This is a genomic window from Rhizobium sp. ZX09 (assembly GCF_017357485.1).
Classification (GTDB): Bacteria; Pseudomonadota; Alphaproteobacteria; order Rhizobiales; family Rhizobiaceae; genus Agrobacterium; species Agrobacterium pusense.
In genome coordinates, this window is record NZ_CP031363.1 from 2019600 (window position 1) to 2039807 (window position 20208).

At 58.6% G+C, this 20208-nt stretch carries 17 protein-coding genes; 7 read left to right on the forward strand and 10 right to left on the reverse strand.

The genetic code is table 11. From position 1 onward, the window contains the following. Positions 1-334 precede the first annotated feature (334 nt). From choV to BTN45_RS10145, 3 genes are all read right to left on the reverse strand, one after another. Positions 335-1381, reverse strand: a complete 1047-nt coding sequence (choV, locus tag BTN45_RS10135; protein ID WP_004443032.1) for a choline ABC transporter ATP-binding protein — start codon at positions 1379-1381, stop codon at positions 335-337. Continuing rightward, positions 1378-2229, reverse strand: coding sequence for a choline ABC transporter permease subunit (gene choW, locus BTN45_RS10140; RefSeq protein WP_004443035.1), 852 nt, complete (start codon positions 2227-2229; stop codon positions 1378-1380). Before choW ends, choV begins: the two co-directional genes overlap by 4 nt. Before the next feature lie 187 nt (positions 2230-2416). Then, positions 2417-3370 (reverse strand): choline ABC transporter substrate-binding protein, encoded by a 954-nt coding sequence (locus tag BTN45_RS10145; protein ID WP_004443037.1) that lies wholly within the window; start codon positions 3368-3370, stop codon positions 2417-2419. A 322-nt stretch (positions 3371-3692) separates the two neighbouring features. On the opposite strand from BTN45_RS10145, the gene BTN45_RS10150 reads away from it, so the two are divergent. From BTN45_RS10150 to BTN45_RS10160, 3 genes are all read left to right on the forward strand, one after another. After that, positions 3693-4274, forward strand: a complete 582-nt coding sequence (locus BTN45_RS10150) for a thymidine kinase (RefSeq protein ID WP_207587548.1) — start codon at positions 3693-3695, stop codon at positions 4272-4274. A gap of 111 nt (positions 4275-4385) precedes the next feature. Beyond that, the gene (locus BTN45_RS10155; RefSeq protein ID WP_037089744.1) at positions 4386-4835 is read left to right on the forward strand and encodes a pseudoazurin; all 450 of its coding nucleotides are present in this window, start codon (positions 4386-4388) and stop codon (positions 4833-4835) included. Between the two features lie 236 nt (positions 4836-5071). Then, the gene (locus BTN45_RS10160) at positions 5072-6229 is read left to right on the forward strand and encodes a DUF2333 family protein (RefSeq protein WP_004443043.1); all 1158 of its coding nucleotides are present in this window, start codon (positions 5072-5074) and stop codon (positions 6227-6229) included. 30 nt (positions 6230-6259) lie between these two features. Here BTN45_RS10160 and BTN45_RS10165 read toward each other — a convergent pair whose 3' ends face one another. Then, entirely contained in the window at positions 6260-6976 is a 717-nt protein-coding gene (locus tag BTN45_RS10165) for a LuxR C-terminal-related transcriptional regulator (RefSeq protein WP_004443044.1), read from the reverse strand. 94 nt (positions 6977-7070) lie between these two features. Then, positions 7071-7592 (reverse strand): TIGR00645 family protein, encoded by a 522-nt coding sequence (locus tag BTN45_RS10170; protein WP_004443046.1) that lies wholly within the window; start codon positions 7590-7592, stop codon positions 7071-7073. A gap of 355 nt (positions 7593-7947) precedes the next feature. Between BTN45_RS10170 and BTN45_RS10175 the strand changes: the two genes are divergently transcribed. Continuing rightward, complete coding sequence (locus tag BTN45_RS10175; RefSeq protein ID WP_207587550.1) at positions 7948-10188, forward strand: TonB-dependent hemoglobin/transferrin/lactoferrin family receptor; 2241 nt, start codon at positions 7948-7950, stop codon at positions 10186-10188. A 56-nt stretch (positions 10189-10244) separates the two neighbouring features. Here BTN45_RS10175 and BTN45_RS10180 read toward each other — a convergent pair whose 3' ends face one another. Further along, entirely contained in the window at positions 10245-11183 is a 939-nt protein-coding gene (locus BTN45_RS10180) for an extensin family protein (protein WP_207587552.1), read from the reverse strand. Positions 11184-11465: 282 nt separating this feature from the next. On the opposite strand from BTN45_RS10180, the gene BTN45_RS10185 reads away from it, so the two are divergent. After that, complete coding sequence (locus tag BTN45_RS10185) at positions 11466-13655, forward strand: anthranilate synthase (RefSeq protein ID WP_207587554.1); 2190 nt, start codon at positions 11466-11468, stop codon at positions 13653-13655. Beyond that, positions 13652-14164 carry a GNAT family protein gene (locus BTN45_RS10190; RefSeq protein WP_207587556.1) on the forward strand — a complete coding sequence of 171 codons (513 nt, stop codon included), beginning with the start codon at positions 13652-13654 and terminating at the stop codon, positions 14162-14164. The genes BTN45_RS10185 and BTN45_RS10190 overlap by 4 nt, the downstream gene beginning before the upstream one ends. Here the strand turns inward: BTN45_RS10190 and BTN45_RS10195 are convergent. Further along, positions 14161-15105 carry an HD-GYP domain-containing protein gene (locus BTN45_RS10195; RefSeq protein ID WP_035211098.1) on the reverse strand — a complete coding sequence of 315 codons (945 nt, stop codon included), beginning with the start codon at positions 15103-15105 and terminating at the stop codon, positions 14161-14163. The two genes, BTN45_RS10190 and BTN45_RS10195, sit on opposite strands and share 4 nt — an antisense overlap. Before the next feature lie 276 nt (positions 15106-15381). On the opposite strand from BTN45_RS10195, the gene ade reads away from it, so the two are divergent. Continuing rightward, positions 15382-17076: an adenine deaminase gene (gene ade / locus BTN45_RS10200; protein WP_207587558.1), complete on the forward strand. Its 1695-nt coding sequence runs from the start codon at positions 15382-15384 to the stop codon at positions 17074-17076. Positions 17077-17143: 67 nt separating this feature from the next. On the opposite strand, the gene BTN45_RS10205 is transcribed toward ade, so the two are convergent. The 3 genes from BTN45_RS10205 to BTN45_RS10215 form a co-directional block, all read right to left on the reverse strand. After that, positions 17144-17695 (reverse strand): hypothetical protein, encoded by a 552-nt coding sequence (locus BTN45_RS10205; RefSeq protein ID WP_207587560.1) that lies wholly within the window; start codon positions 17693-17695, stop codon positions 17144-17146. A 265-nt stretch (positions 17696-17960) separates the two neighbouring features. Further along, entirely contained in the window at positions 17961-18416 is a 456-nt protein-coding gene (gene aac(6'), locus BTN45_RS10210) for an aminoglycoside 6'-N-acetyltransferase (protein ID WP_004443061.1), read from the reverse strand. Beyond that, positions 18413-20077: an alpha-glucosidase family protein gene (locus BTN45_RS10215; protein ID WP_108081430.1), complete on the reverse strand. Its 1665-nt coding sequence runs from the start codon at positions 20075-20077 to the stop codon at positions 18413-18415. Before BTN45_RS10215 ends, aac(6') begins: the two co-directional genes overlap by 4 nt. Positions 20078-20208 lie beyond the last annotated feature (131 nt).

Below are 20208 nucleotides of genomic sequence, written 5' to 3' on the forward strand. Positions count from 1 at the left end.
ACATTTACAATAAAAACATGTATTAGAATAAGTATTCATAAGCAACAAATGATAAAAATTTCAGCTCCCAAATCACCATAACCCGCGACCGATTTTGAGGCTTTAAGCTTATACCACCTTAAATTTAGCAACGCGCTACAGAATCTAGTTTTACTTTGCGCAATTTTCTCGAAATTTGCAATATGGTTTTTATTAGTAATAATTTTCATGCATAACTTATGATGTCAAAGATACTCTTTCCAACAGGGGGAAGGTAACTTGCCCGGAATATCTGCGGAAAAACAAAAGGGACCCCCGGTGAGGGAGGTCCCTTTTGTTTCCTGGCAAAAGCCAGTTATTTTTTGCGATGACGGGTCAGCCCTGCCACGACTTCGTCAGCGGAAATCGTGCCGACGATCGCGCCATTGTCGACGACACCGATTGCGCCGGAATGTTTGGCCAGCGCATCGAGAATGTCGATCAGGGGGGATGACGGGCGGGCGGTGGCCGCGACGGTCATCTGGCCGTTGCGTTCATCTACGCCCCGCTTCATCACATCCGCAGCGGTCAGCATGGAGATCGGGTTCATATTCTGCACGAAATCCGCGACATATTGCGTGGCCGGTTGCTTGACGATCTGCTGCGGCGTCCCGCACTGGATGATGCGTCCGCCTTCCATCATGGCGATACGATTCCCGATGCGGAAAGCCTCATCCAGATCGTGGCTGACAAAGAGAATCGTTTTCTTCAGTCGGCTCTGGAATTCGAGAAGCTCATCCTGCAGGCGGCTTCTGATAAGGGGGTCGAGCGCCGAGAATGGTTCGTCCATCAGCAGGATCGGCGCGCCGGTGGCAAACGCTCTCGCCAGTCCCACACGCTGCTGCATGCCGCCGGAAAGCTCTCCCACCTTGCGGTCGGCCCAGGCGGAAAGATTGACCAGTTCGAGCTGCTCGGCCACCATGCGTTTGCGTTCCGCTTCCGGTACGCCGGAAAGCTCGAGCCCGAAACCGACATTGTCGGCCACGTTACGCCACGGCAGAAGACCGAATTGCTGGAACACCATGGAAACCGTATGCATGCGCAGGTCGCGGAGCGATTTGGCCGTTGAGCGATAGGGATCGACAAAGCCGGTCTTGGTCTTCACCCCCACATTGCCGCGTACCACGGGCGCAAGCCCGTTGACGGCCCTGAGCAGCGTCGACTTGCCCGAGCCGGAAAGCCCCATAAGCACGAGTATCTCGCCTTCGCTCACCGACAGCGATGCATTGGCGACACCGAGCACCAGCCCGGTCTCGGCATTGATCTCGTCGCGCGTACTGCCTCTGTCGATCATCGGCAGCGCGGCATCGGGCCGGTCGCCAAAGACGATATCGACATTTCCGAAGATGATGGCGTCACTCATAGATCATCCTCCGTACCGGGAAGGCGGAAAAGCCGGTCAAGAACGATCGCCAGTATGACGATGCACAATCCCGCCTCGAAGCCCATGGCGATATTGACGGTGTTCAAGGCGCGCACGACAGGCACGCCCAAACCATTGGCGCCGACAAGCGCGGAAATGACCACCATCGACAACGACAGCATGATCGTCTGGGTAAGACCGGCCATGATCTGCGGCGCGGCAAAGGGCAGCTCCACCTTGCGCAGCACCTGCGACGGCGTTGCTCCGAAGGCGACGGCCGCCTCGACCAGCGCCGGCGGCGTGGAGACAATGCCGAGGCGTGTGAGCCGCACCGGAGCCGGAATGGCGAAGATGACGGTGGCGATCAGCCCCGGAACCATGCCAAGGCCGAACAGCACCAGCGCCGGAATGAGATAAACGAAGGTGGGGATGGTCTGCATCAGGTCCAGCACCGGGCGCATGCCGGCATAGATCCATTTGCGCCTCGCCGCCAATATGCCAAGCGGTATGCCGATGATCATGCACACGGCGCTGGCGGCGATCACCAGCGCCAGCGTCTCCGTCGTCGCTTTCCAATAGCCGAGATTGATGATGAGCAGCAGGCCGAGTGCGGTGAAGACGGGCATGCCGATCGAGCGTCGCGTCCAGGCCGAAAGCGCCGTGACAATCGCCACGATGACCAGCGGATGCGGCGCCTGGAGCACATAAAGCAGGGCGTTGATGACGCTTTGGAAAATGAAGGAAAGCCAATCGAAGAAAAAAGCGAGATTGCCGGTCAGCCAGTCGATGGCCTCCTTGGCATATCGGCCGACGGGCAGGCGGTTTTCAGGAGCGCTGAGCCATTCCACGGTAAGAAAAGACCTTTCTTAAACAAATGCAGAAACAACGACCGGCAGACGGCGGCCGGACGCGGTGCTGGCGCATGACCTGCAATGCGTTGAAAATGCGCGGGCAAGGTCATGCATGGGCATCGATATTTCCCGCTGCATCCAGCCTGTCGCACAGGCCGGATACAGTCATGCATAGTCTTGCGTTTTAAAGGCCAAGCGCCTTCTTGACGGCGGGCAGGGCGTCGGCGCTGCCATCCTTGGTCTTGACGTTGGCGAGCCAGGGTTCGACCGCAGCCGGATTGGCCTTCAGCCATGCGGTGGCGGCAGCTTCGCCCTCAAGCCCGTCATTCAGGATTTTGCCCATGATCTCGTTTTCCATGGGCAGGGAAAATTGCAGGTTCTTGAGGAAGGCGCCGACATTGGGGCATTCCTCGACATAACCCTTGCGAACATTGGTGTAGATCGTCGCACCACCGAAGTTGGGACCGAAGACCTCATCGCCGCCCGTCAGGTAGGTGAGCTTGAAATTCGCATTCATCGGATGCGGTTCCCAGCCGAGGAAAACGATCGGCTCGCCGGATTTTTCCGCGCGGGCGACCTGCGACAGCATCCCCTGCTCGGAGGATTCGACGACTTCGAACGCCTTCAATCCGAATGTATCCTTGGCCACCATGTCGAGGATCAGGCGGTTGCCGTCATTACCGGGCTCGATGCCGTAAATCTTGCCGCCAAGCGCGTCGCTGTGCGTAGCGATGTCCTTGAAATCCTTGATGCCGAGTTCGGCACCCTTGGCGTTGGTCGCCAGCGTATACTTGGCGCCGGTCAGGTTTTCCCGCAGCGTTTCGACCGATTTGTCTTCGCGGTAAGGCGCGATATCCCCTTCCATGGTCGGCATCCAGTTGCCGAGGAAGACATCGATGTCTTTGTTTTTCAGGGATGTATAGGTAACGGGAACAGAGAGAAGCTTGACGTCGGTTTCATAGCCGAGGCTTTTCAGTAGTACCGTGGCTGTGGCCGTTGTGGCGGTGATGTCGGTCCAGCCCACATCGGAAAACCGCACCGTGCCGCAGCTTGCCGGTTCGGCGGCACCGGCCGCGCTGAACGTCATGGAGGAGATTGCTGCGGCCAGAACCAGACAGCGACGTCTATTTGCAAACATTGTTTGCTCCCTTTTTTTCGTTCCCTTGCCATTATCAATATCTTCCGGCCACAATCAACTCGCGTGCATTTGCGTGCTTTGGCCCGCCCGTTTGCGACAAAAACGGCAAAAACGTCGGGATTCGAACCTGCAAATGGGAAAAAGCAGACCGCAGAAATCTGTGTTTTTCGCGCCTGCGCACTTTTCAATCCACATCTTCCTCGTCAAAAGACGCCTGATGCGGCATCGGATCGAGCTTTGTGATCGCCTGGTGAAATCCGGCGCGCCGTTTCGTGAGGTTGCGAGGCGTCCGAAAGGCGCGAAGGCGCTCCGGGAGTGGATAATGGCAAAACTCTATTTCAATTATTCGACGATGAATGCCGGCAAATCGACCATGCTGCTGCAGGCGTCCTATAATTATCAGGAGCGCGGCATGCGCACGCTGATCTTCACGGCCGCGTTTGACGACCGCGCCGGCGTCGGCCGTGTCGCCTCGCGCATCGGTCTGTCCTCCGACGCCCTGACCTTCGATGAAAATACCGATTTGTTCGCTGAAGTATCGGCCCTGCATGTACAGGCGCCCGTCGCCTGCGTTTTCGTCGACGAGGCCAATTTCCTCTCAGAACACCATGTCTGGCAGCTTGCCGAGATTGTCGACCGGCTGAACATCCCGGTCATGACCTATGGTCTGCGCACGGATTTCCAGGGCAAGCTCTTCCCTGCCTCGAAAGAACTGCTTGCGATTGCCGACGAGCTGCGCGAAATCCGCACCATCTGCCATTGCGGCCGCAAGGCGACGATGGTGGCCCGCTTCGACAATGAAGGAAATGTCGTCACGGAAGGCGCGCAGATTGAGGTAGGCGGCAACGAAAAATATGTTTCCTTCTGCCGCCGCCACTGGGTGGAGGCGTTCAACGGCTGCTGAGCGGCTGCGTCCGGTTGCCGCATTTGATTTTTCGCAAAGATGACCGCCCAGCTCCTGCGCTAGAACGGCGAGGACATCCGCTTGGATGTGCTTTCTCTCAGGAGCAAAATTATGCAGAACAAAATTGCCGGATTTGCCAGCCTCGTCATTGCTGGACTTTTTGCCTTCCCCGCCCTGTCTGCCGAAATCGAAGTGAAGATGCTCAACAAGGGCAGCGATGGTCAGGCGATGGTCTTCGAGCCCGCAACCGTCAAGGCTGCCGTAGGTGACGTCATCACCTTCATTCCGGTGGACAAGGGCCATGACGCGGCAGCCGTGAAGGATATGATCCCCGAGGGGGTTTCCGAGTTCAAGGGCAAGATGAACGAGGCGGTGAAGCTGACGGTCGAGAAGGAAGGCGCCTACGTCGTCAAATGCACGCCGCATCTCGGCATGGGCATGGTCGCGCTTGTTGTCGTGGGCGACGCCGTGCCGGCCAACCTCGATGCCGTCAAAAGCGGCAAACTGCCGAAAAAGGCACGCGACCGGCTGAATGAGGAGATCGCCAGGCTCGGCCTCTGACTGCTTGCCCTCCGGTTCCGCGGCGGCCGTTACGTCGCAGTCCGTATGGAGAGCGATGATGGCCGGCGCGGACCGCAGGTTGAGAAAAGTTTCGCAATCATGTTGTATCCCGGTTGACCGGGACATATCTGCAGGACAGTAAATGACCGGAGTCCGACCAGGCGCCGAAGGGCGCCCCACCGGATGGCGGTTTTATTCCGGCATCCAGCCCCACGGGCAGAGGAGACTATGACGACATGATAGACCGGATCACCGCCACGATTCAGGCAGCCTTCAGTGCCATCGGCAGGGCCGCCGGTCTTCTCGTCGCCTGGCTTTTATGGCCCTTCATGGCCGCCCATGGCTGGTACAGCGGCCGCAACTGGCTCATCAAGGGCCCGATCGCTCTGGTTCTCATCCTGCTTGCCGGCTTCTACGGATATTTCGTCTGGCAAACGCAGGTCTGGAGCAATTTCGATCCGGATTACATTTCCCGTTACAAGCTTGCTGAACGGACCGTGCCGCCCGGACAGGAACTGCCGGCCGCCTCCCCGACGTCGCCCGCTGGCGCAACCGGTGCAGCCGCCAACACATCCGCACCGGTGTGCCAACGCTCGGCCATCGTTGACGCTGCCGCCGATCTCACCGATTTCAACGTCAACCAGAATGCGTGGATTTCCTCCATGCTGCTCTATCGCCTCGGTCTCTTCGGCATGGACTGGGATAGCACACCGTTTCTCGACAACAAGGCCTCATTCCAGCGCGGCGTGAACCAGGCCGTGCGCCGCACCTCGGTGGAGCTGGTGGATACGCTCGGGCGCGTGCGCGGGACATCGGGCATCAACAACAACCTCCAGGAAGCGCGTGGCAATATGCAGTTCAGCGAATATTCCTGGTATTTCGGTCTCGATCCTTTCGGCCCGAAGACGCCGACCCCCAGCTATTACCGCGCCGCGATCCGCAGCTTCCAGGCCTTCAATGGCGAGCTCGTCGCCTGCAAGGCCGTCTTCGACACCCGCGCCGACAACCTGATCCAGTTCATCGACCGCATTGCCGGCGATATCGGCTCGACATCGGCCATCCTGCGTGAGCGTTCGGAAAACTATAATGGCGGTTGGTTCGATACCCGCGCCGACGACCGTTTCTGGTTCGCCTATGGCCAGCTCTACGGTTATTACGGCGTACTTTCCGCAGCCGGATCCGACTTCGCGCAGGTCATCCGCGAACGCAACCTCACCAACCTGTGGAACGACACGCTCCTGCAGACCCGCGCAGCCTTGCGTATCCAGCCGGCGATCATCTCCAATGGTGAGGAGAGCGGCTGGATCATGCCGTCGCACCTGGCCACCATGGGATTTTACGTTTTGCGGGTTCGCTCCAATCTCGTCGAGCTTCGCTCGGTTCTCGACCGATAAGGCGCAGGTTTCCCCGAAGGGCGGGACCGATCAGACGATCAGGCCAAGGCGTATGGTCTTGGCCACCAGCTGGGTGCGGTTCACGCAGTCGAGCTTGCGGATGGCGTTGTTCATATAGGCGTTGACGGTATGTTCCGAGATGGACAGAAGCTCGGCAATCTCCACCGAGGTCTTCCCCTGCGCCGTCCAGCGCACCACGTCGAGTTCCCGCTTCGTCAGCGGTGAAGGCCCTCTGGAGCCGGTGCGGCAAAGCCGGTCATAGACCTCCAGCGCATGTAGCGCGATCATGCCCAGCTCGTTAAGCGCGGCCTGTTGCAGGGTATCGCGATCGCCTGCGAAATTCATCAGATACCGATTGCCGTTCATGCCGTGTACCGGGACCATGAGACCCGAAGTGATGCCCATGCTGCGCACGGAGGATACGGCATCCTGAAGCGTTTCACACGCAATGTCCGGGTCCTGCAACGACCAATATTGCGGCATCATCGATGATGCGCCGCGCCTGATGACGGGACAATCCCCGAGCGCACCGTCGCTGGTCATCGCATTCACGACCCAGATTGGCAGGCTGCTTTCAATGACCGTCGGCAAGCCATAGGCATTTTGGCCGCCGGGCAGGAGCAGCAGGGTCACATAGGCGTAACCGAAAGCGTGCATCACTTCCTGCAGCGCCTCCAGCCATTGGGACTTGTCGGCAGCAGCCGACAGATCATCGCATAGCCTCGCCTGACGCTCCGTCTTCACCATTCACGCCCCTTCTCCGCGCCGGGTCTTGACGCCAGGAGCGAAAAAATGCGTGGCCATGACGGGGTTGCGACCTTCATATCGTCTGATTACCCTGCTAAAGCACCGGCTTTTCGGCCTTGTCCTTCGGCTTGGCCATCAGTTTCTCCAGGAAACCAAGCATGACCGCCGAGGCGACAAAAGCCAGATGGATGATCGTGAACCACATCAGCTTGCTGTCCGAGTACTGATTGGCATTGAGAAAGATTTGCAGCAGGTGAATGGACGAAATGGCCACGATTGACGACGCGACCTTGATTTTCAGGCTTCCGGCATCAAGCTTGCCCAGAAACGAAACCTCCGCATCGGCATCGTCGAAACGGCTGACAAAGTTCTCGTAACCGGAAATCATCACCATGACGATCAGGCTGGCGACGAGTGCCGCATCGATCAGGCCCAGCATGGCAAGGATCATGTCGGCTTCGTCGTAGGTAAAAACGTTCTTCGCAACTTTCAGAAACTTGAGCGCGAAAGAAAAGGCGTAGACAGCCAGTGCCGCGACGAGGCCGAGATAAAAAACGACCAGCAGCCAGCGGCTGGAGAGAATGATCCGCTCGACGAGCAGTTCAAGAGACTTCATTTCCGTATCCGATTATTAAACTGTTATTTTCGGGTATGCTTTCGTTCGCCATGTAAACTGGCCGCGAAGATCGTAGCAAGCATCAATGTCGGCACTTTGACCGCATCGTGGCGTTTTCGTCCTTACCCATCTTTTTTGGCCACGGCCCGCAAACGTAATATTTTTGCAACATAGCGCCCCGCTTTAAAACATGATGCTAAAAGTCATATATAATAATGTTGACAGTTATAATCATGTTTTTTAGTCCTCGCTTACCGGCTCGCCCGTAACAATCAAAACAGTTTCAGCCGCGACGGCAAACACGGCGTGCTTTCGCACGCCGTGGCCTATTCGCGCGCCTACCTGGGGGTATTTAATGTCCATTTCGCGCACGCATTCCGCGCTGCTTCTGTGCACTGCCATCTCTCTTCTGCCGCTCGCCGGCCCCGTGCGGGCGCAGGATGCCGCGGCGCAGGCGGACGGCACCACCACGCTCGAAAAAATCGTCGTCAAGGGCAAGCGCGTCAAAAGCGCCAATGCCGTCGCCGATACGCCGCTGGCGAGCCAGACGACTGCGGAAGACATCCGCAAGAAGGACATCGGCAGCATCAAGGACCTCGGCAACAGCACGGAACCGGGTGTCGATTACGTCGACGCCAAACCCGGCCGGCCCGGCGGCCTGTTCATTCGCGGCCTCGGTGGCGCACGCGTCGTCACCTTGATCGACAATATTCCCGTTCCCTTCTTCGAAAACTTCGCCCGGCAGGGTCAGGCCACCACCACATTGAGCAATACGAATTCGAGCTTTGATTTCTCATCGCTTTCGACCGTTGATGTGGTGCGTGGCGCCGATTCCAGCCGCATCGGCTCCGGTGCTCTCGGCGGCGCGCTGGTGCTGCGCACGCTCGAGCCGGAGGACCTGATCGGTGAAGGCAGGGACTGGGGCGGTGTCGCCAAGACCACCTATGACAGCGAGGACAGAAGCGTGGGCGGATCGCTCGCCGTCGCCAAGAAGATCGAGAACACCTCGGTCCTGTTCCAGGGCTCCTACAAACGCGGCAATGAAACGGACAACAAGGGTACGGCCGACATCTACGGCACGCGTCGCACCAAGCCCAACCCCGCCGACACCTATGAAAGCAACCTGATGTTCAAGATCCGCCAGGATCTGGAAGGTGGCCACCGCATAGGACTTACTGCCGAACGGTATTCGCTGAGAGACCGCAGCGACATGAAAACCCTTCAGGGTGTCAGCGTATCGGGCTCGACCTATCGCATCGGCGATTACCGCGGTTACGAGGACACTGAGCGCGACCGCGTCTCGCTTGATTATGAATACGAGGCGCCCTCGACTGACAGCGTGATCGATGCCGCCAATCTGTCGCTCTACTGGACGCGCCTCTCCAAGGACTCCGGCGCCGGCGACCGGCTGACCAATAATTCCCTCTATATTCGCGAAGACAGCATGCGCAACAGCGCCTTCGGTATCGTGGGCGGCCTGGAATCCGGGTTCGAGCTTGGCGGCGTGCAGCACACCGTCCGTTTCGGCGGCAACGCCATGACCACCGATTTCAGCCAGGAGCTTTTCGCCAATACGGCCGGTTCGACCTCATCGTCGCAATCGGACATGCCTGACGTGAGCGGCAAGAGCCTCGGCCTTTATCTCGATGACGAAATCGCCTTCGGCAACGGCTTCCGCCTGACCCCCGGCCTGCGCTTCGATTTCTACGATTACGATCCCGATGGCTCCGTTTCCAGCAACAGCGGCTACCGAACATTCGGCCTGCCGAGCGGCAATAGCGGCTCGCGCTTCTCGCCGAAGCTTCTTGCCACCTATGACGTCACGCCCGAACTACAGCTTTTCGCACAATGGTCGATGGCCTATCGTGCCCCGACGATCAACGAACTGTATCTGAACTTCTCCAACGTCAGCTCCGGTTACGCTGTTGTCGGCAACTCCGCCCTCAATCCCGAGACCAGCAACGGTTTCGAGATCGGTGCGAACTACGCCTCCGGCGACCTGACGGGAAGCCTGACGCTGTTCCACAACAAGTACAAGAACTTCATCGAACAATATACGACCTCGACAACGCTCTTCCCCGGCTTCGGCGGCAGGGGCAACGGATCGCTGTTTACCTATCGCAACCGCAACAACGTCGAAATCTCCGGTGTGGAGGCCAAGGTCCGCAAGGATCTGGCAAACGGCTTCTTCGCCCACGCCTCGCTCGCCTACGCCTATGGCAAGGACACCGACACCAACGAGTTCATCCGCACGGTGGCACCGTTCAAGTCCGTCCTCGGCGTCGGCTATGCGCAGGATGTCTGGGGCACGGAACTGACGGGCGTTTTTTCCGCCGGCATGCGTGACGACAGGGTGGCCAACACTTTCGACGCCCCCGGTTACGGCGTCTTCAACCTGACCGGTTGGTGGGAACCCGAGCAGACCAAGGGCCTGCGCATCCAGGCCGGCATCTACAACCTGTTCGACAGGAAATACTGGAATGCCGTCGGCGTCCGCGACGTGAACCCGAATTCGGTCAGCACGGTCAATCAGCCGGTCGATTTCTACACGGAAGCAGGCCGCACCTTCAAAATCTCCCTGACCCAGAAGTTCTAAATCCGGGGCGGAAGCATCAACTCCAGTCGGGCGGCCTTTCGGGTCGCCCCTTTTTGTCAGCGGCAATAGAGATAGCCGCCTTTTCGCTCCAGCACGTCGAGATGCAGGTGATCCTGATGTGTGGCATCGCTGCCGGGCGAAAGGACCGTGCGGAAAAATAGGCAGGCGGCAGCGGTAATCGTGCGCTGAAAAGCACCCTCCGGCGTCCCGTCCTCACCGCGCGGCTTCATCACCAGCGGCTCGCCCTTATCGAAGGAAATGGTGGAAATATCCACGGCATTGCCCTTGGCATGTTCGGAAATCTTGCCGTTTTCCGCGCTGTTGCGGTTTCGGCAAATATAGGTCGAGGCATTGGCGATCGCCGTCACCTTTTTCTCCGGCAAAGCCAGAGCGGCCGCCGGCACCATCATCTCCTTGGTCCAGCGTGAAAGCGCAAGCGCGGTTTCACAGCGCATGGTTCCCGATGGCTCAAGCTTGATGCCTGGGAGAACCACGGAAAGCTCGACAGGCGCCTCGATGCCGCACCCCTGCTCCGTATCGCGGATCGGCTCAAGCTGCTTGAACTCTGCACCGATCCCCTTCAACGAGGCAAGACATGCCTGAAGTGCGGCAGGGTCCTCCGGCTTCACCGGTTCCGGTGGCTTCTCCTCAGGTTTCGCCGTTTCGACAGTTGGTTTGTTCTGCTCCACGCCATCCTTGTCCTCGCCTTCCTTCTTGGCGTCATCGGAACCCTTGTCAGCGGGTGTCTTTTCACCATCGGATTGCTGGTTTCCGGAAGCATCGGGTTTCGCGACCGGCTTCTCATCGGGCTGCGGCTTGGGAACGGGTTTCGGTGCTTCCGCCGGCCTTTGCGGCGTCTCGTCGGATGGCTTTTCCGAGGGGGTGGAGGACTGCCCCTCACCCGGTTTCGGCTGCGGCACCGGCACCTGCGCCGGCGGTTCTGAGGCAGAAATCAGTGCGAGGGTGGTTACCAGAAGACACAGGCGATGAAGCATTTTACGGGGCACTCCTGACCGTTTCGGCAGGAGTGCAACGCCGCGGCGGCCCGTAAGGTTCATTCCCTTGCGGAAATCCGCTTGCCAAGGCGGATCGTGCACGCTAACAATTTTCGCATGAACATCGTGTCTAAGAACATTGCTAACTGGTGGTGGAGCAGCTTTACGCGGCCTTGACCAGTCATGTCTTCAGACAAAGTCCAAGCCGCCCGAATTTTCAGGCGGCTTTTTTGTTATCTTGCCGCCTGTCATCGGGCCTGAACAACGGGAAGTGCGAAAGAAATGGTAACGATCATTCAGGATGACGGAGCGGAAACCTACGAGACGAAAGGCGGCATCAAGGTCAGCCGAAAGCGCCGGCCTGCCGATTATGCCAACGCCATCGACAATTATGTCGAAAAGCTCGATTCCCATCGCGGCGCGGTTTTCTCGTCCAACTATGAATATCCCGGCCGCTACACGCGCTGGGACACGGCCATCATCGACCCGCCGCTCGGAATTGCCTGCTTTGGCCGCAAGATGTGGATTGAGGCCTATAATGGCCGCGGCGAAGTACTGCTTTCCTTCATCACCGAAAAGCTGAAGGCGACGCCCGATCTCACGCTCGGCGCTTCCACCACGCGTCGTCTTGATCTCACCGTCAACGAACCGGACCGCGTCTTCACAGAAGAAGAACGCTCAAAAATCCCGACCGTCTTCACTGCGCTGCGCGCCATAGTCGACCTCTTCTATTCGAACGCGGATTCGGCAATCGGCCTGTTCGGCGCCTTCGGTTACGACCTCGCTTTCCAGTTCGACGCCATCAAGCTGTCGCTGGCGCGGCCGGAAGACCAGCGCGACATGGTGTTGTTCCTGCCCGATGAAATCCTGGTCGTTGATCACTATTCCGCCAAGGCCTGGATCGACCGTTACGACTTCGAAAAGGGCGGCGTGACGACGGACGGCAAGTCCTCCGACATAGCACCCGATCCCTTCAAGACAACCGATACGATCCCGCCCAAGGGCGATCACCGTCCCGGCGAATATTCCGAACTTGTCGTGAAGGCCAAGGAAAGCTTCCGTCGCGGCGATCTGTTCGAGGTCGTCCCTGGCCAGAAATTCATGGAACGCTGCGAAAGCAATCCGTCGGCGATTTCCCGCCGCCTGAAGGCGATCAACCCGTCCCCCTACTCCTTCTTCATCAATCTCGGCCATCAGGAATATCTGGTCGGCGCTTCACCGGAAATGTTCGTGCGCGTCTCCGGCCGGCGGATCGAGACCTGCCCGATCTCAGGCACCATCAAGCGCGGTGACGATCCGATTGCCGATAGCGAGCAGATACTGAAGCTGCTCAACTCTAAGAAGGATGAGTCCGAACTGACCATGTGTTCGGATGTGGACCGCAACGACAAGAGCCGCGTCTGCGAACCCGGTTCGGTCAAGGTCATTGGCCGCCGCCAGATCGAGATGTATTCGCGCCTCATCCACACGGTGGACCATATCGAAGGCCGCCTTCGGGACGATATGGACGCCTTTGACGGCTTCCTCAGCCACGCCTGGGCCGTGACCGTCACCGGCGCACCGAAGCTCTGGGCCATGCGGTTCATCGAAGGCCATGAAAAGAGCCCGCGCGCCTGGTATGGTGGCGCGATCGGCATGGTCGGCTTCAATGGCGACATGAATACGGGCCTCACTCTGCGTACCATCCGGATCAAGGACGGTATTGCCGAGGTGCGTGCGGGTGCGACCCTGCTTAACGATTCCAATCCGCAGGAAGAAGAAGCCGAAACCGAACTCAAGGCGTCCGCCATGATATCAGCCATTCGCGACGCAAAAGCCACCAACGCCGCTTCCACCAAGCGCGATGCGGCCAAGGTTGGTACCGGTGTGAAGATCCTGCTTGTCGATCACGAAGACAGCTTCGTCCACACGCTGGCGAATTATTTCCGCCAGACCGGTGCGACCGTCTCCACCGTCAGATCGCCGGTCGCAGCCGACGTATTCGATCGCTTCCAGCCCGATCTCGTCGTGCTTTCCCCCGGACCGGGCAGCCCGACGGACTTCGACTGCAAGGCGACGATCAAGGCGGCCCGCGCCCGCGAATTGCCGGTCTTCGGCGTCTGCCTCGGCCTTCAGGCTCTGGCGGAAGCCTATGGCGGCGAGCTTCGCCAGCTTGCGGTGCCGATGCATGGCAAACCCTCGCGCATCCGCGTGCTGGAACCGGGCCTCGTCTTCTCCGGTCTCGGCAAGGAAGTGACCGTTGGCCGTTACCACTCGATCTTTGCCGACCCCTCCACCCTGCCGCGTGATTTCATCATCACGGCCGAAAGCGAGGACGGCACGATCATGGGCATCGAACATGCCAAGGAACCCGTGGCTGCCGTTCAGTTCCACCCGGAATCGATCATGACGCTTGGCCAGGACGCCGGCATGCGCATGATAGAAAACGTCGTGGTGCATCTCACCCGCAAGGCGAAAACAAAGGCGGCATGATGGCTGCTGCCGACGCCATCAGCATTGAACCCATCCGCGCGGAGCACGTTGAGAGCTTTCACCGTGCGCTCGATGCGGTATCGCGCGAGCGGAAATATCTGAGCTTCCTGGAGGCGCCGCCGCTTGATGCGGTGCGCGCCTTCGTTCTCGACATGATCGAAAACAACCATCCGCAATTCGTTGCCGTTGCGGATGGCGAAGTGGCGGGCTGGTGCGACATTCGCCGCCAGGACAGAATAACCCGCGCCCATTGCGGCACACTCGGCATTGGTATCGTACCAGCCTACCGTGACAAGGGACTTGGCGCGCAGCTGATGCGGCGAGCGCTCGATGCCGCCCGTCAAGGCGGGCTGCATCGTGTCGAGCTGAGCGTGCATGCGGACAACGCAAGAGCCATAGCGCTGTACGAAAAAATCGGCTTTGTGCATGAGGGCTGGGCCCGCGATGCCGTTCTGATCGACGGGCGCTCTATCGACAGCCTGAACATGGCGATCATCCTCGGCAACTAACCCCTCGGCAGCGCAGCGGAAATACAAAGCGCGAATTTCTTCAGCAGCTGCAGGTCGAAATGTCCCTCCCGACGCAGCATCCAGGTCAGCGCGTCATTCGCCGTCCATGGCTTCTTGTAGGGTCTGACCGAAGTCACGGCGTCGTAAACGTCGCAGATCGCCGCGATACGCGCGTAAAGGCTGATCTCGCTGCCGGCACGCCCGCTGGGATAACCGCCGCCGTCAATTCGCTCATGATGATTGAAGCAGACATCAAGCACCATCTCAGGCATCTGCTCGTTTCGCGACAATATTTCCCGCCCGAATGCCGGGTGGAGATTGATGATTTTGCGTTCGTCGGTGCTCAACCCATCCGCCTTGTTGAGAATGGACGAGGGGATTTCCACCTTGCCAATATCGTGCAGCAGGCCACTGACGCCGAGCAGATCGACCGTTCCGCGGTCGAGCCCGAGATAATTACCGAAGAGGATCATCAGCCCGCTGACGGAAACCGAGTGCACGAAAGTCGTTTCATCTTTCGATTTCAGGCGGGTGACCCCGATGAAGATCGCCGGGTTCGACTGCACGGCATCGGAAATCTTGCCCGCCGCCGCCGCCATGCCCTTCAGCGACACAAGGCCGCCGGCTTCTGCGGAAGCAAAGGTCTCGGAAATAGTGCCTGCGGCTGATCGGACCGCATGGGTTACGGCGGCAATGGTTTCCGGGCAATTGTCCGGCGCAAGCGAAACCGCAGCCGAACGCCTGCCGCCTTCGGTATCGTATCCCCTGGCCGTGTTGATGATGATGCTTTCAGCGCCGCTTGATTTCAGTTGCCGCATCAATTCCTCCTGCCGCAAAAGAAAGCGGTGCCGCTTTAAAAATCCCTGATTCGAAAGCGTTCCTTCGACCGCTTCGATAAACATGCCAAGTGTCAGTTGCTGGGTGGAAATTCGTTTGAGCATCAGACGCTTTTATTTTCCTTCCCGGGAATATAACCTAAAACCGCAATTCGTAAAAATGCCGGCGCACAACCGGATGAAATATAAAGGTGAAGCCAAGCCTTCCCAATTCCGCCTAAACTTGAACCAGGAAGATTAGATACCACAAATATGAAAATTTTTTACTCTCGATATATTTAAAACTCAAAGAATCAGTTCGAATAGATCCAAAAACAACCCTCGAATGTAAATAATGAAGATTCTCGCATACGACGTAAATCAGGAGCCGAAGAAAGCCGCATGAATTCCAGACTTGAAAAGCGCATCGACCAGGGTACGGGCCGTGAACCGGCAGACATGGTTCTCAAGAACGGTCGCTTCTTCGATCTCGTCACCGGAGAACTCATTGCCTCGGATATCGCCATCTGTGGCGATACGATCGTGGGAACCGGTGAAAGCTATGAGGGTTACCGGGAAATCGATATTTCCGGCAAAATCGTCGTTCCCGGTTTCATCGATACGCATCTCCATATCGAATCGTCGCTGGTGACACCGCATGAGTTCGATCGCTGCGTTTTGCCGTATGGCGTCACCACCGCCATTTGCGACCCGCATGAGATTGCCAATGTGCTCGGGGTGGAGGGGCTTCAGTTCTTCCTCGACAGCGCCATGGAAACCATCATGGACATCCGCGTGCAGCTTTCCTCCTGCGTGCCCGCCACCCACCTGGAAACCGCTGGCGCCGACCTTCCGATTGAAAAGCTGCTGCCGTTCCGGAACCACCCGAAGGTCATCGGCCTTGCTGAATTCATGAATTTCCCCGGCGTCATCCACAAGGATCCGGTGTGCATGGCGAAGCTGGAGGCTTTTCAGGGCCAGCATATCGACGGGCACGCACCGCTTCTTTCCGGAACAGCGCTGAACGGTTATCTCGCTGCCGGCATCCGCACCGAGCATGAATGCACGAGTGCAACGGAAGCGCTGGAGAAAATCCGCAAGGGCATGCACATTCTGGTGCGCGAAGGCTCGGTCTCGAAAGACCTGCATGCCCTGATGCCCATCATAACCGAGCGGCTGTCGCCCTATCTGGCGCTCTGCACCGATGACCGCAACCCGCTCGACATCGCCGAACAGGGCCATCTCGACTACATGATCCGCACAGCGATCGCCAGCGGCGTGGAACCGCTCGCCATCTATCGCGCCGCCTCCATTTCCGCCGCCAAAGCCTTTGGCCTGCGCGATCGCGGCCTGGTCGCGCCGGGCTGGCGCGCCGATCTCGTGGTGATCGACAGCCTGCAAAGCTGCAAAGCCAGCATGGTTCTTTCCGGCGGCCGGATCGTCAACGATGCGCTCTTTGCCACGCGCAAACCGGTCGCACCGGTCGGTCTCGACAGCGTCAAGGCGAGACCCGTGCTCGCCTCGCATTTTGGCGTGCCGGTCACGGAAGGCGAAAGCCCTGTCATGGGCGTGCTTCCCGGCAAGATCATTACCGAGCACCGTAGCTACAGACTGCCGACGGACGGCAACCAGACCACCGTCGATCTCGAAAACGATATCATCAAGGTCGCCGTCATCGAACGCCACGGCAAGAACGGCAACCATGCCAATGGTTTCGTTCAAGGTTTCGGCCTGAAAAAGGGCGCCATCGCCTCCACCGTCGGCCATGACAGCCATAATATCTGCGTTGTCGGGGTGAGCGAAGACGACATGGCGCTGGCCGCTAACCGGCTGGGCGAAATCAAGGGCGGTTTTGTCGTGGTGGAAGACGGCAGGGTGACAGGCGAGATCGCTTTGCCCGTCGCCGGGCTGATGAGCCTTGAACCCTACGAGACCGTTCGCGATACGCTGCACACCCTGAGAAAAGCAGCCTATGCGCTGGGCACCACGCTGGAAGAACCCTTCCTCCAGGTCGCCTTCCTGCCCCTGCCCGTCATCCCCCATCTCAAGATTTCCGACATGGGCATGGTGGATGTGGACCGGTTTGCGCTGATCTGATGGTGGCTTGGCGACTAGCGGCAGCGAAGAACGCTTCGCCTCCGTTTTTGAGGCCGCTGGCGCGGCCTCATGCCTTCGTCTCCGCAGGCCAGGTGACATAATAATATTTGCCCGCGACCCTGCCGAAATAGGCATTTTTTCCCGTCGCCTTTTCGACATAACTCCCGTTTCCGTCCTTGGAAAGCGCACCGTCTTCGCTGCGCTTCAGTTGAGTATTGAGGAAGTCGACCCAGTTGGTCTTGGCGGTATCGGTAGCTGTGGTCGGCGTTGCTTTTTTCTGGTTGGGATCCCACGCATTGATCGTTTTACCCTGAGTGGGATTGGTAACCTGCAGGGCCCCGCGCTCGAGAGCGCCTACCATTGCCCGGGCGCGCAGATATTGCGCCGGATCGTCGCCAGCCAACGAGAGCTTCGCTTTCAGATTCCGCATGAAAGCGGGCGACGCGATATAGTCGGCCGAAGAGGTTTTTGCCGCTGGTGTCGATGAGGATGTGCGGGCCGCCGATTTCCCGGAAGGAAATACATCGCGGATGGACGGAAGGGCAGCCTTGGCTTTGCCGCCTGAGGATCTAGTATTACCGCTGTTAGGCTGATTGAAATTCTTGATTGAAACGGACATGACAATTCCTGCTTCACTAACGAGTAGGGATGGAAATATGCAGGACTCGATGTTTGACGCCGAAAGCTTGCCCAGGACTTGCAGTACAGCCGAAATAAATGCGAAACCATTATTTATGCGGAGGAAAAACGATAATACAAACATTCTAAATTATGAATATACTTAAATAGCTTCGTTACGTCATTAAGACAAAGCCATGACGTTACATGCGGCGGTGGCAACCCGCCCCGCCGCCAGAGACTCTTCGCGGATCAGCACAGGCAGCTTATCGCTTCGGGATCAGCGACCTGCGAAAATAAACGACGCGCTCCGTTTCCTCAAATCCCAGGGCCGCATGCATGCGATGGGAGCTGAGATTGGCGATATCGGCATCGGAGGCAAGTTCGCTGACGCCTTGGTCGATGGCCCATCGGGTCACCTGCTCCACCAGAAGGGCGGCGACGCCCTGCCTGCGGAACGCCTCCTCCACGTAAATTCCCTCAAGAAACGCCACGGGTGACGTATCGCAGCCGTTGACGTAATCCCGCCGCAGGCTGACCTCGGCAAAACCAATGGCCGATCCGTCAAGATCGTGAACGATAAATCCAGCCCCGGTTTCGCAAACGTCCTGCAACTCAGCCCGATGGTCTTCAGGCGCCGTATCAGGCCAGAGACGGTGTCGCAGAAGGCACCAGTCGTCCGGATAGTCGCCAGCATTTCGGACGTCGAAAGTCCCGCTCATTCAACGCTCCCGCAAAACACGTCCAGCCCCTCAAGCTTGACGATGCCGCCATCAAACAGCGGCTCAAAACCCGGCATCGGCAGGATTGTCGTCACGTTCATGCCCTTCGGGATGGGAAACTCCACCGGCTTGCGCGTCAGGTTGAAAACGAAAAGCAGCGTATGCTCGCCCTTGTGACGCGTGAAGGCCAGCACGTCGAGATTGGTTTTCAGGAACGTCATGTCCCCGTCACGCAGCGCGCCATGGCTTTTCCGGAACGACAGAACCGCCCGGTAATGGTTCAGGATCGAGTCCGGCCTGCGTTCCTGCGCATCCGCGGCGTGCATGGCATGCGCATAGGGCACCGGCAGCCACGGTTTGTCAGCGGTTGAAAAGCCGGAATTCTGCTTGCCTGTTTCCCACACCATCGGGGTGCGGCATCCATCGCGCCCCTTGAAGGCTGGCCAGAAGCGGATGCCATAGGGGTCACGCAAATCAGCGAAAGCCAGCTCAGCCTCCGTCAAGCCAAGTTCCTCGCCCTGATAGAGGCAAATCGACCCGCGCAGGCTGGCGAGAACGCAGATGGCAAGCTTGGCAACCCGCGTCTGTTCTTCGGCGCCTTCCGAAAACCGGCTGAGATGGCGCACCACGTCATGGTTGGAAAAGGCCCAGCAGACCCACCCGTCCGTCACCACCTTGCCGAAAGTCTCGACCGACCCGCGGATGTGTTTGGCGGTGAAATCCGGCCCCAGAAGGTCGAAGGTGTAGCACATGTTGAGCTTGTCGTTGCCGGACGTGTAAGCAGCAACGGTCTTCAACGATCGCGCGCCGTCACCCACTTCACCCACGGTGGCGCGGCCCTCATACTCATCGAGCAGTGCGCGGAAGCGCTTCAGGAATCCGATATTTTCCGGCCGGGTCTTGTCATAAAGATGGTCCTGCATGCCGTAGGGGTTGACGTCGGAAGCGTCGAGCCCGAAGCTTTCCTCGTCGAACAGCGGCGGGTTGTCACGCAGGAGCTTGTCGTGGAAATAGTGGTTGACGGTATCGAGCCGGAAACCATCCACGCCGCGATCCAGCCAGAAGCGTACCGTTTCCAGCAGCGCATCCTGAACCTCGGGATTGTGGAAGTTCAGGTCCGGTTGCGACGTCAGGAAGCTGTGCATGTAATATTGCTTGCGCACGCCATCCCACTCCCAGGCCGGCCCGCCAAAAACTGAAAGCCAGTTCGTCGGTGCCGTGCCGTCCGGTTTGGGATTGGCCCAGACATACCAGTCGGCCTTGCTGTTCGTCCGGCTCGCCCGGCTGTCCACGAACCATGGATGCTGGTCCGACGTGTGCGAGATGACCTGGTCGATGATGACCTTCAAGCCGAGACGATGCGCCTCGGCCATCAGCGCATCGAAATCAGTGAGCGTGCCGAACAGCGGATCGACATTGCAATAATCCGAGACGTCATAGCCCATATCCGCCATGGGCGAGGTGAAGAAGGGCGAAAGCCAGATTGCGTCGACACCGAGCGAGGCGATGTATGGCAAGCGCTTGGTCACGCCGGCGAGATCACCATAGCCGTCGCCCGTCGTGTCCTGAAACGAACGCGGATAGACCTGATAGATCACCGCTCCCTTCCACCAGTCCGATTGCGCTTGGGGTTTGTGGACCGGGGCATGGGATAACGTCATCGGCAATCTCCTGATCGTGTCTGACGCAGAGAATATAAAGCCGCCGCCTCCGCGTAAACCTTAACTTCGCACCTGCACAAACGGCCAAAACCACCTTGTCAGCAGCGCGCACTCGTCGTAAGCCGCATGGC